The following is a 13,129-nucleotide window of genomic DNA, read 5'->3' as shown; positions in this document are numbered from 1 at the left end:
TGGATGATGGTCAGTAAGTATTTCAAAGTTTAAAATTAGCGCTATGTTCATCCTATCGTATGAATATAGGAGCTAAGAAATGAAAAAAGTAATTGGTGTTTATCGTAATCAGCAAATGCACTGGGTGGGCGATGGTTTTCCAGTCAAAAGCTTATTTTCCTATGATCGTCTAGGTCAGGCGATTAGCCCATTTTTGCTTTTGGATTATGCAGCACCTTATCAGTTCGATCCCACCACTGCACAGCATGGCGTGGGTTCACATCCACATCGTGGTTTTGAAACCGTGACTATCGCCTACAGCGGTGAAGTGACTCATAAAGACTCAAGTGGTGGTGGCGGCACAATTCAAACGGGTGATGTGCAATGGATGACCGCAGGTTCGGGTTTGGTACATGAAGAATTTCATTCGCCTGAATTTGCTCAAGCAGGTGGTCTTTTTGAGATGGTTCAATTGTGGGTGAATTTACCGGCAAAAGACAAAATGACTCAGCCTCGTTACCAAGCGATCACACGCCAAGATATTCCTCGCATAGACATGGATGAAGGTGCAGGGCATATTCGGGTGATTGCCGGTGAAATGGGTGGTCACCTTGGGCCAGCACAGACCTTTAGTCCAGTGAATGTCTGGGATGGTGAGTTGAAAGCTCAATATGAAACCACCTTACATGTACCTGAAGGGCATAACACCATTTTGGTGGTCTTGAAGGGTGAGGTTGTGGTGAATGAAAGCCATAAAGTGCAAGACAGTTCGATGGTCATGTTTGCCAAAGACGATATCGCCATTCAGCTACAAGCGTTGCAGGACACACAATTTCTGTTACTTAGCGGTGAGCCACTAAATGAGCCGATTCAAGGTTATGGCCCATTTGTGATGAATAGCAAAGCTGAAATCATTCAAGCCTTTGATGATTTCAATAACGGAAAATTTGGTGAAATTGCACTGGCGCATGAAGCTTAAGCGAAATTCATGACATTGAAATAGCCGAAAAAAAAGCCTCTGAACAGTCAGAGGCTTTTTTATTGAGCGCTGTAGTATTTATAGTTGTCATGATTTAAATATCATTTTACTTTTTATAAATTGTGATGAATTTATCACTTTCTTATGTGGCGCATCTTAGCGAGACTTGGCTTTAAAGTAAACCGAAAGTTATAAAAATGGTTAATTTAATTGTTTGGTTTTATAGAGTAATTAAAATTTTAAAGAAAAATATGTTTAAAAAACAAAGCTTAAATTGTGTGCTTTTTGACTGTAAATATTTGTAAATTTAACTTAAAAACCGCTGTACTGAAATCCATACAAAAAGTGCGAATCTGGTATTTTTTAATAGCTATTTTTAACTTCTGATCAGTCATACTTTTAAACTGTGTTTTATAGATGGAAAAGAAAATTGGAAATTGCAGTCATCGGTAGTGGCATGGCTGGGCTGGCTACCGCAAGAATTCTTAAAGACGCAGGGCATAACATTACAATTTTCGAAGCTCTGCCTGGTCGTGGTATGGATAGCCACAGCACTGAGTTTGAAGGTGGCTTGATCGATGCCCCTTTGCGTGTGATGAATCCACACCTCTGGAAAAATACCTTAAGTTTGGCGACCCATTTAGGGATTAAAACTTTCCCAGTCCGTACCTATATGGCATGCAGTTGGCTATTTGAAGATCGTACAGAAACGTGGTTGACCACTAGTCGTAGCCGTATTGGTAATTTCCCAATTATTAATAACCGTAAAGGCTTACAACAATATGGCTGGCGTTTAGTCAAAGGAATGTTGCAACTCAAAGCCGCGATCACTCGATTTTTTAAATCAAAAAATCAGGACATCACGCTTGCCGAGTTCATTAATAAAAATGAAATTGAAGAAGTATTTTGGCATGGTGCGGTCATGCCTGTGTTGTATACCATTTGCACCTGTAACCCGAAAACGATTGGCGAATGGCCTGCAAAACCGCTATTGATTTTCTTGCGTCAATTGACCAATGGTGATGCCTTGCTGCGTATCCAAGGTGGTACACCTGCGTTGGTTGATAAACTGATTGAAGGTTTAAATATTCAAAGTGGTACGGCAATTACCAAAGTGCACGAGCAAGACGATAAAGTCTTGGTGGAAACTGAGGCGGGAGCACATCATCTATTCGATCGTGTAGTTGTTGCGACACCAACCACCAAAACGGAAGAATTTTTAGATTCAACCCAGTTTGCTGACGATATGGAGCTCTTAAAGAAATTTAAATTTGAGCAAGGTCAGTTGGTGATTCACACCGATCAAACCGTGATGCCGCCGAAGCGTAAAGATTGGTCTGTACTGAGTTATATGATGGACCGTAAATTTACCCGTCAGCAATTTACCGTGTGGCTTAACTCAATCGAGCCGAGCTTGGTGGGTAAAACTCCAGTGTTCCAAACTTGGCAGCCAGTGACACCGATTGATCCTAAAAAAGTGATCTCTTCGGTCAGTTTGACACGCGCAGTGGTGGATTCACATACCGTGGCGCTGAATAAAGAGTTACAGCAACGACATTTATCCCCTGAGCGTAAAGTCTTCTTTTGTGGCTCATGGTCTTGCGATGGTCTGCCGATTTTAGAGTCCGCGGTAACATCTGCTATGCATATTGCAGAAATTTTTGGTGCGCCATTGCCGTTTGTGGGTTTAAAACCTAAAGTGGAGGTTGCCCCTCAACTCGGTTACTAACATGAAATGGCTTCAAGCAATTCGTCAGTACGTCCCTAGCCATAAATATGCGATTAACAGTCGATTACTCGGAGATGATGCGGAGCTTGCTTGGAGCAATTTGGGCTATTGGGATGATGCAAAATCATCCTATCCTGCAGCCTGTCAAAAACTCGCTTTATATCTTGCCGAATCCATTCAATTAAAATCTACAGATCGTGTTTTAGACCTTGGTTGTGGGCAGGGCGCGAGCTTGGTTTTTTGGATGGAACATTTTCAAATTCAAAACTTATCCGCAGTCGAATTGCAAACCGAATGTGTGGAAAAAATCCAAAAAAATTTAAATTCAAAAATCAAAATACAACAAGATTCATTTTTGAATTTAAAAAATATTTATCCACAAAACTGTATGGATGCCGTACTGTGTATTGATGCTGCGTATCATAGTGATTTGAATTTATTGCTTTTATCGATATTTCATGTTTTGAATTCAAAAGGGCGCTTTGCTTTTCACTATTTAATGTTGTCCGATACGTTTTTGAATTTAAATTCATTACAGCGACTGAAATATCAAAGTCTGTTGAAAGCAGCAGATGTGAATTTGAAAAATTTAAATTCAAAGCAAAATTTACAACAACAAGTGCAACAGGCAGGTTTCGAAAATATCCAGATTGAAGATATCAGCGAATTCGTATTTCAGGGTTTTGCCGATTATATTCAAGAACAAAAAAGTCAGATGAGCCTGAGTCATGTGGATCAATTCAAAATCAAGATGACGGCAAAATTGTGTGAGAAGTTGTATCGAGACGGGCTGATTCGTTATGTGCAGATTAGCGCGAGGAAGCCATAAAAGAGCGGCTCTAAAAACATCAAAGCCTCACTAAAAATCGAGGCTAAGAAATGGTGCCGGCACACGGATTCGAACTGTGGACCTACTGATTACAAGTCAGTTGCTCTACCAACTGAGCTATGCCGGCGTTGTGGAATGCATTCTACAGATTTTTTGAAGTGGTGCAAGTTAAAAAAACAGCAAATCGAATGTAATTTATACGTTTGATTTATTCAGCATTCAACCGATGTTTGGCTCTAAAACCAGAGAAATAAAATTAGGCAATGTTTCGCCCACAAGATGTGGGCGAAAAAATAGGATGGATGAACGTTGAGTGCTATTTCATTCTTAAAATTTGATCTAGATCCTGTGCGCATTCTTCAAGTGTATATGCCATCTCCAGTTGCATTTGGGGGCGGAGTTCATTGGCGAGCTTTCGCCATTCGTCAATCAGACGCTGTGCTTTTTGAATTTTATGTTTATTGATGTCTTTGGCAAGGGTTGGGGTATAGCCACCACGTTTGGCGTTCTTGATCTGCTTAACATAATTCTGGCTGTTATTCATGTTCTCTCCCGAATAGCAGTGATATATGAAAGGTGTTTTTTAAGTTTTTCGTTGATCAAGTTAAAAGTACCGCAATCGCGTTTCAGTTCTATGATGTTTAAATTAATGAATAATTTTTTGAATAGTGCCTATATTGAGAGGATGATTAATTTTTAGCATAGGCTTAAGTAATTGTCTTTAGAATATAAAATTTGTATTTGTAAATAAACGTGTCTTTCTTGCTGCCAATAAAAAATCCATAAGTCGTGCATTAGGAAAAAAACGTGTGAATTAAATCCATCAATCAGGACTCAAATATTGTGATGTCATTAAGCCAAAAAGTTTAAAGATCAATTAGGTAGAAATATTTAATATTGAGGACAATAAAATTAAAAAAGGCCTAAATTTTATCAATTTAGACCTTCATTCTGCTTGGCATTGCAGTTTATTCTGGCGGTGAAAGAGGGATTCGAACCCTCGAAACGCTATAAACGTTTACACACTTTCCAGGCGTGCTCCTTCAGCCACTCGGACACTTCACCTTTTGCGCGGTGGATAATAGCGAAAAAAATATATTCTGCCAAGAGAAACAATTGAATTAGACAAAAACATCTTGAGCGGTGCTATGATTCGCAAAAATCCTGTCTAAATTGAAGACAATTATATGCAAAGTACTGCACAAAAAGCCGCATTGCCTGCCATCACCTTGGCAGCTTTGGGCGTAGTATTCGGAGACATTGGGACGAGCCCGTTATATGCGCTGCGCCAATGTTTCCTCACAGCACACTTGGCGATTAGCGAAGCGTCTGTGCTGGGTATTCTGTCCCTGATTTTCTGGTGCATCATGCTGACGATTAGTTTTAAATACGTCAGCATCATTATGCGCGCAGATAACAATGGCGAGGGCGGTATTATGTCGCTGTTGGCCTTAAATCTACGGACCACACGAATTGCCGAAAACAAAAAAATCTACCTGATTGCCCTTGGCTTTATTGGGGCATCTTTGTTCTTTGGTGATGGGATCATTACCCCCGCAATCTCCGTGTTATCCGCGATTGAAGGTTTAAGTATTGCGACGCCGATGTTTAACCAATGGCTGCAACCTTTATCGATTGGTATTTTGGCGGGGCTATTTTTAGTGCAACGCCATGGCACAGGCACGATGGGTAAATTCTTTGGTCCATTGACGCTCATGTGGTTTTTATCCATTGGCGGATTTGGATTATGGAGTATTTCGCAAACGCCATTTGTGTTGACCATGATCAGTCCGCATTGGGCTTTCAATTTTGTGGTACAGCAGCCCTATGTTGCGTTTTTGACCATGGGTGCGGTTATCTTGACGATGACGGGTGGTGAGGCAATCTATGCCGATATGGGGCATTTTGGCCGACTCCCAATCCGCTTGGCATGGTTTATTGTGGTCATGCCGTGTTTACTGTTGAACTATGCAGGCCAAGGTGCCTTGCTACTGCGTAATCCAGAAGCTTTAGCCAATCCATTTTATATGCTGATCCCAGAATGGGCACTGTATCCAATGATTGCTTTGGCGACAGCGGCCGCGGTGATTGCCTCTCAAGCGGTGATCACAGGGGTATTCTCTATGGTCAATCAGGCGATTCAATTGCGTTATTTGCCGCGTTTGACAGTGAAACATACCTCTGAAGTTGAACGTGGTCAGATTTATTTGCCATTTATTAACTGGGCATTGTTTATCTCGGTGCTGATCTTGATCTTGCTGTTTGAAAACAGTGCGAATTTGGCCAGTGCGTATGGCGTAGCTGTGACCATGACCATGCTCTGCGGTACGATTTTGATCTCAGTTTTAGCTTATGGTTTATGGCGTTGGCCGGTTTGGAAAGTGGCGATTTTTGCAGTGCCATTTTTATTGATTGATTTGATCTTTGTTGCATCGACATCATTAAAAATTGCAGCGGGCGGTTGGGTTCCAATCCTGATTGGTGCGGTATTGTTTACGATTTTAATGACGTGGAAAGATGGTCGGGCATTGGTGCTCAATCGACTCGGTAAAGATGCTTTGCCTATTGACCTGTTTATTCGCAGTGTCAGCATGGGTAGTGAAACCAAGTTTGTTCCAGGTGATGCCGTATTCTTGACAGGAACGCCTGAGATCGTGCCTCATGCCATGTTGCATAATATTAAGCACAACAAAGTTCTGCATGAACGCAATATTATGGTTACGGTCAACACCCGAGATGTGCCATTTGTACCCGAAAATGAGCGGGTGATCACGGAAAAACTAGATGATCGATTCTATCGAATCACGATGTTTTATGGGTTTAAAGATCAGCCGAATATTCCTGCCGCTTTGGAGCATGCGTATCGTGAATTGGGCTTTGAATTTGATCTAATGCAAATCAGTTTCTTTATTTCCAGAGACCGTATTATTCATACCTTGGGTGAAGGCATGGCACCTTGGCGAGAAAAGCTGTTTATCTCTATGCAGCGAAATACCAGTCCAGTCAGCGATTTTTATCAAATTCCAACCAACCGTGTGGTTGAGTTGGGCAGTCAGATTGAAATTTAAGACGTAGATTGAACTTTTAGGCATAGATTTAAAAGTTAGACACGAAAAAGCCAGATCAATTCTGGCTTTTTTTATCTGTAATAATTAAACTTTTTTAGTCCAAAGACATAGAGATCATTCTGTTGCTTTTTCCTGGGAGGAGTATGCGAGCAAAACAACAGAATGAAGATGTTGCGTTATTTCATCCTTGAAAATACGCTGATTAGTTGATTGTCGCGTCTACATCTGCAGAGGCTTCAGGCGCAGCTTGGATGGCTTCGTCAGCAACAGGTGCTTCTGGGTTGGCTTGAATTGATGCATCTGCAGGATTTACACTTTGAGTCTCAGGTGCTGCCATAAAAGCATCTTGTTGTCCTTGAGGAGCTTCAGGCAATGCAGCCGATGCGCTATCGGCATTCACTGGCGCTTCTGCAGAAGAGGCAATGACGGGTGCAGCGTTGTTATCCGCTGATACGGCTTCAGGTGCTTGCTGTGCTGTTTCCACAGGTGCTTCAGTTACCGCGGCTTCAGGTGTATTGGCCACTGCTGTTTGTTCAGTTGGAACGGACTGCTCTGTAGGTGCAGCAGCTACACTTTGTTGTTCATTTGCGAGTGCATTTTCCGCTTCAGTCACGGCTTGTTCAGCATTTGCAGGGACTGCAGGGGCATTCGGATCGATTTGGTTTGCCTGAGCCTGTTCAGGGTTTAAGGGCTGTTCTGTTGCAGCGGCATTGACTTGTCCGGCAGGAGCTTCAACCAATTGAACTTGGCCACTTGAAACTAAGTCCTGAATGGAACCAGGTTGACCATTCACGGTGGTCACAATTTTGACTTTAGATAAGCTTTCTAATGTATCACCGGGTTGAATCGGCGGCTCTGCAAATGCTGCTGCGCTCATTAAACCTGAAATTAAACCTAAACCTAAAATTTTAGAATGCATAATCACTCCGTATATTTTTATCGCAATTTTTCGTATTTTTACCTTGTCATAATTCTTGAGGCGAATTCAATGAAACATACGCAACTGCTTCATGACCTCCTATAAAGAACTGCACAACTGCGACATAAAGTTACATCAACTGCTGCTTTGTTAAACAATATTTGTGTGATTGTTAAGCAAATTAAAAAAGAAAAGTGTACTAAAATTTGCGCCCTTGCTAAGCTGCGGAAAAATAGTCCTTTTAGAAGTCATTGTTGTAAGTCATGGTCAAAAAGAAACGCAATTCAGCAAATCCGCTTTCACAGTTATTTGGGCCAAATGGCATAAAAGTGCTGTTGGGTCTGGTGGCAACAGGAAGCTTTGCTATTGCTTTCGGGCAAGAAAAAATTCAACAACTTGTTTCTATGAGCAGCACTTCAAATAGCGCCTGTTTGGACCAATTTTATCGTGAAGTGCCACCTTATTTGGTCCGTGAACGCCTACATAAAAACAGTTTTCCACTGTGTTTTAATGGCTTTAATGTCATGTATTCAGGGATATCCAAGACACCGCTTTGGGTTGCAGAAGCATTAACCCCCGCACGCCTGAGTCAAAAAATTCCGCGTGAAGATAACTTTCATGAAGAGACTCGCGTGCCGTCTGAATATCGGGCTTTGCTTTCAGACTATAAATCTTCAGGCTATGACCGTGGACACATGGCGCCAAATGCCGATATGCCCAATAAAGCTGCGCAGTTAGACAGTTTTTCTTTGGCCAATATGGTGCCGCAAGCTCCAAAAAATAATCAGCAAGTGTGGCGTGAGTTAGAAGAAGCCACACGGGCGATAGTGACCAAACAAAAGCAAGATGTCTATGTGGTAACGGGGCCGGTATATAGTGCGAAAAAATTAAAAACCATCGGGCAAGGGGTCATCGTGCCGACCGCTACTTATAAGGCGATCTATTTACCGAAAAAAGGTGTTGCAGGCGTGTACTATGCGGACAATACCTTGCGTGATACGGCACCGACAGTCAAAGTCATGAGTATTTGTGCGCTAGAAGAACTGACTGGAATTAATTTCTTTCCAGAATTAACCGAAGACCAAAAGCGTAATACCTACCGTTTGCCACTCAAAGCCACTCAAGTAAAAGCAAATCAAGAAATCGCTTATTTGCATTGGGATGCTGAAAGCCAGTGTGCTGCAGATGTCGCAGAAGACAAGATTTTAAGTTTGCAAAAAGAGTTTAAATCGAGTGGTGGTTCTGTGGGAGGGACATCCATGGCAAGCAGTGAAAATGACAACAATCAAGATGCCTTGGTCAAACAATTGATTGAAGAAATTTTGCAATATCTGCTACAAATTTTGAAATAATCGAGCAGCTAATAGCGTTGAACTGCGAGCGATGAAGAGGAGCATTGCTTGCAGTTGAAATCTTTTTCACGTATTTCTATTGCAGCATCAATACAACAAAAAAGAAGGATATCCAACATGTTTAAAGCATTTGAAAATGACACAGCGTCGCATGCAATTCATGACTTAACACTAGAAAATGGCCAAGATCGAATTAATATTTATGGCAACTTACAGGTGACGAAAGACCAAGCTGGTTTAGCTGCAGCGAAAGCTTTACAGGCATTTTTCAATGATGTGGTGACCACGCTTGAGGCAGAAACCAACTTAGCTGAAAAAATAGCGCAGGGCGGTGAAGGCAACGAAGTGGAAAATCCATTTCTTTAATGCTGTGTCATCGGCTGTCGAAGGACGCAATGCTCAATTCGGGATGAATGAAAAAAAGCTCACAGGTTGTGAGCTTTTTTTGTGGCGTATTTTTCTATTTATGCGTCTTTTGCCATCAGTTTATAGATGACCGCACCAATCACTGCGCCAATGATAGGGGCTACCCAAAACAGCCAAACTTGTGATAGTGCAGCAGTTTCAGCAAAGAATGCCACACCCATACTACGCGCTGGGTTGACCGAAGTATTGGTGACGGGAATGCTGATGAGATGGATCAATGTAAGCGCAAGACCGATCGCAATTGGGGCAAATCCAGCAGGGGCACGTTTATCCGTGGCTCCCATGATCACAATCAGAAAGCCAGCAGTCAGCACAATTTCAATGATTAAGGCTGAGAGCATAGAGTATTTGCCCGGAGATAATTCACCATACCCATTGGTGGCAAAACCGCCGACGCCTGTAAATCCAGCCTGACCTTGCACAATGATGAATAGAATAAATGCGGCGAGGGTTGCACCTAGTAATTGAGAAATAATATATGGAGCCAGTTCTTTTGCTTCAAAACGACCACCGGCCCACAAGCCGATACTCACTGCAGGGTTAAAATGTCCGCCTGAGATATGTCCCAGTGCATAAGCAGCCGTCAATACGGTTAAACCGAAGGCCAGTGCCACGCCAGCGAAGCCAATGCCAAGTTCAGGAAAGGCCGCAGCCAAGACCGCACTACCACAACCACCAAAGACCAGCCAAAAGGTACCGATCAGTTCTGCTAAATATTTATTCATTTAAAACTCCATTTGTTTTTGTCATTTGGAATAGATTTTCAATCTTTCACTCAGCATGAGTGCAATCTAGTTGTGAAGTGTTGTTTTATTCATTTATTGAATATGCATAGATTTAATAGATTTTGCTGAAAATCACAATATATAAAATGATAACTGCATCACATTTTTAACTTGCTGCTTCAATTTGCGATAAGCGCCATTGCTGTGGGGTTAAATTTCGCCATTGTTTAAAAGCACGTTGAAATGCACTCTGTTCTGAATAACCCAGCAGTAGCGTAATTTCTTGCAAACTTAAATGTGGGTCTCTTAAAAATTCTTCAGCCATCATGCAGCGGACTTCCTGCATACGCTGCTGATAGGTGCTGCCTTGTTGTTGTAAATGGCGTTGTAATTGTCGGACGGAAAGATTGAGTTGCGTAGCGACATGTTCAATTTGGAACTGATTTTTTTGCAAACCCATTAAGATGGCTTGCTGTAAGCGTTGGTCGATTTGCGTGGTATTCGGCAGTTTTTCTAATAAAGACTGTGCCTGTTGCATCAACAGTTTTTGTAAGGTCTGATCGCCTTGGGAAAAGGGACGAGACAGTTCTTGAATGGGAACAATAACCTTCGACTTTTCTTGGGAAAAACGAACTTTGCAGCGAAAATATTGTTCATATTGAGCGACATTTTTTGGTGCAGGATTATGAAAATGTACTTCGTGTAAATTGATATCTTCAAAACGCATGAATAATTTTAGAAACTGCAGCATTAAGGCAATCGCAATTTCATCGGTCAATTGATTGGCCATATTCATGGGTAAATCATTCCAACCGATGGAGAAAAAATCATTTTGAATATCAATCAGCAATGGACTGCCATCGAAGATTAAGCGATGAAAATCATGGTAGCGGAGCATTGCTTCGCCCAAGTTTTCACAGGACAGGGCAATATACGCAATAATGCCAATATGTTTGGGTTGCACATGTTCAGCAATTTCTAAACCCAGCGCCGGCTTTTGGATCTTTTGATCTAAATCCATCAATAAATCACGCCAAATGGCATAATCAAAACGCTCTAAGTTTTGAACTTTATTCAGTTTTTCAGGAATAGCAATGCCTTGAGCTTGGTGATAAGCATAGAGCAAATGGCCCAGTCCTCCATAGACCGATCCTGTATAGTCCTTGAGTTGTTGCATATTTTTTTAATTCTAAATTTTGTCGTGTTTTGTCAATAATATTAAAAAAAACGGTCAATATCTAGCCCTTTTCATTACCTATAGTGGAGCTAAGAAAAGGAGATATTGGTCATGTTAAAAGGTTTTATTGCAGGGTTGGTCGTCGCCAATGCCTTTGAATGGTTCGCACATAAATATGTTTTGCATGGGACACATCGGTCAGGCAAGCCACGTTTTAGTCCAGTACCGAAAAGCATGAAATCACATTGGGAACATCATCGTGAAGTTCGAAAAACAGATTTTCATGATCATGGCTATGTTGAAGGTGTACAGAACTGGCGCACGAAAAATGAAATTATATCTTTGGCTATAGTTGCAGGTGTATTTACGCCCTTATTTTATCCTGTGTCTAAAGGAATGAGCTTGGCAGTGCTGTATAGTGCTTGCAATTATTATTATATCCATCGTCGCGCACATCTTGAGCCAGAGTGGGCGATGAAAAAGATTCCATGGCACTATGACCACCATATGAATTCAAATCAGGATGCCAATTGGTGTGTGACCAAACCGTGGTTTGATTATATTTTAGGGACTCGGGTGATCTCCTCGGCGAAATTACAGGAACAAAACCCATTGGGTGTGCTACTGCCGACAGCGATTGCCAAGCCATTGTCGCACTGGGTCAATCGGGTATTTCCTGCAAAGTGGGTGGCTGAGCGAGAAAAGCCAGTTGCACTTCTTGAAACGGTCTAATATGAATGCACTGTGCGTTTTGACAACAAGCGTTGCTACCCAATTGAGCTGTCGCAATTTGTCAATAAATTATGAATCTACTGTCAATCAAATACGGTGTAAATGCCCTATATTTAAATCATCAAAAGGCTTGTACACGACGAGTTGATTGATGAAGTTGCTATGTATATTTTTTCATTTGTTTTAAGTATCAGACCAAGTGCTGTAGTTTTTCTTGGTTTATAGGAGCCGACAAGGCTCCTTTTTTTATGTCTATAGTAAATGAATTGTATGGACGATGCTCTGCTGTAACTCCATGTTGTTGCATCAAAAACACCAAAGCAAAAAAAGAGCGAATCATCGCTCTTTTAAATCTTCATTGAAAATGAATCAATTAAAGGCGCATTTCAATGCCTTGTTCTGCTAGATATTTTTTCGCTTCAGGAATGGTGTGTTGACCAAAGTGGAAAATAGAGGCTGCAAGCACCGCATCTGCACCGCCTTTTAAAATACCATCGGCCAAATGTTGTAGATTACCGACACCACCAGAAGCAATGGTTGGAATGGTCACACGGTCATTGATATTACGCATCAGTTCAATGTCATAACCGGCTTTGGTTCCATCGGCATCCATCGAGGTGATAAGTAATTCACCTGCACCGAAGTCCGCCATTTTTACTGCCCATTCGATGGCATCGATACCGGTTTCTTTACGACCACCGTGGGTGAAAATTTCCCATTTATTGTCGCCGGTTTTTTTCGCATCAATAGCAACCACAATACACTGTGCGCCAAAACGCTGAGAGGCTTCTTGTACAAATTCAGGGTTATAAATAGCCGCAGAGTTAATCGAAACTTTGTCCGCACCAGCATTTAATAACAGGCGGATATCTTCTACTTTACGCACGCCACCACCGACTGTTAATGGCACAAATACAGACTCAGCCATACGCTCTACCGTACGGTAAGTGGTATCACGACCATTTGAGGTTGCGGTGATGTCTAAGAAGGTAATTTCGTCCGCACCTTGTTCGTTATAACGGCGTGCAACTTCAACTGGATCGCCTGCATCACGAATATCAAGAAATTGAACACCTTTCACTACACGACCGTTGTCCACGTCGAGGCAAGGAATAATACGTTTAGCAAGCATAATTTTTTCCAAAAATAACAGCCGATTATGAAACTTCGCGACTTAGATGCTACACCTTAGTAGTCGGAGCGGTTATTCTATC

General features: G+C 41.8%; 12 protein-coding genes and 2 tRNA genes. 7 read left to right on the top strand and 7 right to left on the bottom strand.

Features of this window, described 5'->3' with window-relative positions:
* Positions 1-79 precede the first annotated feature (79 nt).
* The 3 genes from FTU80_RS05075 to FTU80_RS05065 all read left to right on the top strand — a co-directional run bounded on the left by FTU80_RS05075 (position 80) and on the right by FTU80_RS05065 (position 3,516).
* Positions 80-958: a pirin family protein gene (locus tag FTU80_RS05075; RefSeq protein ID WP_078190517.1), complete on the top strand. Its 879-nt coding sequence runs from the start codon at positions 80-82 to the stop codon at positions 956-958.
* Positions 959-1,388: 430 nt separating this feature from the next.
* Positions 1,389-2,687: an FAD-dependent oxidoreductase gene (locus FTU80_RS05070; RefSeq protein WP_180084408.1), complete on the top strand. Its 1,299-nt coding sequence runs from the start codon at positions 1,389-1,391 to the stop codon at positions 2,685-2,687.
* A gap of 1 nt (position 2,688) precedes the next feature.
* Complete coding sequence (locus tag FTU80_RS05065) at positions 2,689-3,516, top strand: cyclopropane-fatty-acyl-phospholipid synthase family protein (protein ID WP_180084407.1); 828 nt, start codon at positions 2,689-2,691, stop codon at positions 3,514-3,516.
* Between the two features lie 51 nt (positions 3,517-3,567).
* Here FTU80_RS05065 and FTU80_RS05060 read toward each other — a convergent pair.
* The 3 genes from FTU80_RS05060 to FTU80_RS05050 form a co-directional block, all read right to left on the bottom strand.
* Positions 3,568-3,643, bottom strand: a tRNA-Thr gene (locus tag FTU80_RS05060).
* A 189-nt stretch (positions 3,644-3,832) separates the two neighbouring features.
* Positions 3,833-4,060, bottom strand: a complete 228-nt coding sequence (locus FTU80_RS05055) for a hypothetical protein (protein ID WP_078190515.1) — start codon at positions 4,058-4,060, stop codon at positions 3,833-3,835.
* Positions 4,061-4,490: 430 nt separating this feature from the next.
* A tRNA-Ser gene (locus FTU80_RS05050) sits at positions 4,491-4,581 on the bottom strand.
* 122 nt (positions 4,582-4,703) lie between these two features.
* On the opposite strand from FTU80_RS05050, the gene FTU80_RS05045 reads away from it, so the two are divergent.
* Complete coding sequence (locus FTU80_RS05045; RefSeq protein ID WP_078193161.1) at positions 4,704-6,584, top strand: potassium transporter Kup; 1,881 nt, start codon at positions 4,704-4,706, stop codon at positions 6,582-6,584.
* 202 nt (positions 6,585-6,786) lie between these two features.
* Here the strand turns inward: FTU80_RS05045 and FTU80_RS05040 are convergent, their stop codons facing one another.
* Positions 6,787-7,503 carry a hypothetical protein gene (locus tag FTU80_RS05040; protein ID WP_180073387.1) on the bottom strand — a complete coding sequence of 239 codons (717 nt, stop codon included), beginning with the start codon at positions 7,501-7,503 and terminating at the stop codon, positions 6,787-6,789.
* 263 nt (positions 7,504-7,766) lie between these two features.
* Between FTU80_RS05040 and FTU80_RS05035 the strand changes: the two genes are divergently transcribed.
* Together FTU80_RS05035 and FTU80_RS05030 are read left to right on the top strand one after the other, a co-directional pair.
* The gene (locus FTU80_RS05035) at positions 7,767-8,855 is read left to right on the top strand and encodes a DNA/RNA non-specific endonuclease (protein WP_180084406.1); all 1,089 of its coding nucleotides are present in this window, start codon (positions 7,767-7,769) and stop codon (positions 8,853-8,855) included.
* Between the two features lie 117 nt (positions 8,856-8,972).
* Entirely contained in the window at positions 8,973-9,221 is a 249-nt protein-coding gene (locus FTU80_RS05030; RefSeq protein WP_180024915.1) for a hypothetical protein, read from the top strand.
* Between the two features lie 98 nt (positions 9,222-9,319).
* Here FTU80_RS05030 and aqpZ read toward each other — a convergent pair whose 3' ends face one another.
* Together aqpZ and FTU80_RS05020 are read right to left on the bottom strand one after the other, a co-directional pair.
* Positions 9,320-10,006, bottom strand: coding sequence for an aquaporin Z (aqpZ, locus tag FTU80_RS05025; protein ID WP_078190501.1), 687 nt, complete (start codon positions 10,004-10,006; stop codon positions 9,320-9,322).
* Positions 10,007-10,172: 166 nt separating this feature from the next.
* Positions 10,173-11,183 (bottom strand): AraC family transcriptional regulator, encoded by a 1,011-nt coding sequence (locus FTU80_RS05020; protein ID WP_180084405.1) that lies wholly within the window; start codon positions 11,181-11,183, stop codon positions 10,173-10,175.
* 111 nt (positions 11,184-11,294) lie between these two features.
* Between FTU80_RS05020 and FTU80_RS05015 the strand changes: the two genes are divergently transcribed.
* Positions 11,295-11,915, top strand: a complete 621-nt coding sequence (locus FTU80_RS05015) for a hypothetical protein (protein WP_180084404.1) — start codon at positions 11,295-11,297, stop codon at positions 11,913-11,915.
* A 373-nt stretch (positions 11,916-12,288) separates the two neighbouring features.
* Here FTU80_RS05015 and hisF read toward each other — a convergent pair whose 3' ends face one another.
* Positions 12,289-13,050: an imidazole glycerol phosphate synthase subunit HisF gene (gene hisF / locus FTU80_RS05010; protein ID WP_320109244.1), complete on the bottom strand. Its 762-nt coding sequence runs from the start codon at positions 13,048-13,050 to the stop codon at positions 12,289-12,291.
* Positions 13,051-13,129: the final 79 nt, after the last annotated feature.

The organism is Acinetobacter sp. YH12145 (genome assembly GCF_013418335.1).
GTDB classification, from domain to species: domain Bacteria; phylum Pseudomonadota; class Gammaproteobacteria; order Pseudomonadales; family Moraxellaceae; genus Acinetobacter; species Acinetobacter amyesii.
This window is presented reverse-complemented; position numbering and strand designations above follow the sequence as displayed.

Coding starts and splice junctions, on each gene's coding strand:
- FTU80_RS05075 (WP_078190517.1), top strand. CDS start 80: ATGAAAAAAGTAATTGGTGTTTATCGTAATCAGCAAATGCACTGGGTG.
- FTU80_RS05065 (WP_180084407.1), top strand. CDS start 2,689: ATGAAATGGCTTCAAGCAATTCGTCAGTACGTCCCTAGCCATAAATAT.
- FTU80_RS05055 (WP_078190515.1), bottom strand. CDS start 4,060: ATGAATAACAGCCAGAATTATGTTAAGCAGATCAAGAACGCCAAACGT.
- FTU80_RS05045 (WP_078193161.1), top strand. CDS start 4,704: ATGCAAAGTACTGCACAAAAAGCCGCATTGCCTGCCATCACCTTGGCA.
- FTU80_RS05040 (WP_180073387.1), bottom strand. CDS start 7,503: ATGCATTCTAAAATTTTAGGTTTAGGTTTAATTTCAGGTTTAATGAGC.
- FTU80_RS05035 (WP_180084406.1), top strand. CDS start 7,767: ATGGTCAAAAAGAAACGCAATTCAGCAAATCCGCTTTCACAGTTATTT.
- FTU80_RS05030 (WP_180024915.1), top strand. CDS start 8,973: ATGTTTAAAGCATTTGAAAATGACACAGCGTCGCATGCAATTCATGAC.
- aqpZ (WP_078190501.1), bottom strand. CDS start 10,006: ATGAATAAATATTTAGCAGAACTGATCGGTACCTTTTGGCTGGTCTTT.
- FTU80_RS05020 (WP_180084405.1), bottom strand. CDS start 11,183: ATGCAACAACTCAAGGACTATACAGGATCGGTCTATGGAGGACTGGGC.
- FTU80_RS05015 (WP_180084404.1), top strand. CDS start 11,295: ATGTTAAAAGGTTTTATTGCAGGGTTGGTCGTCGCCAATGCCTTTGAA.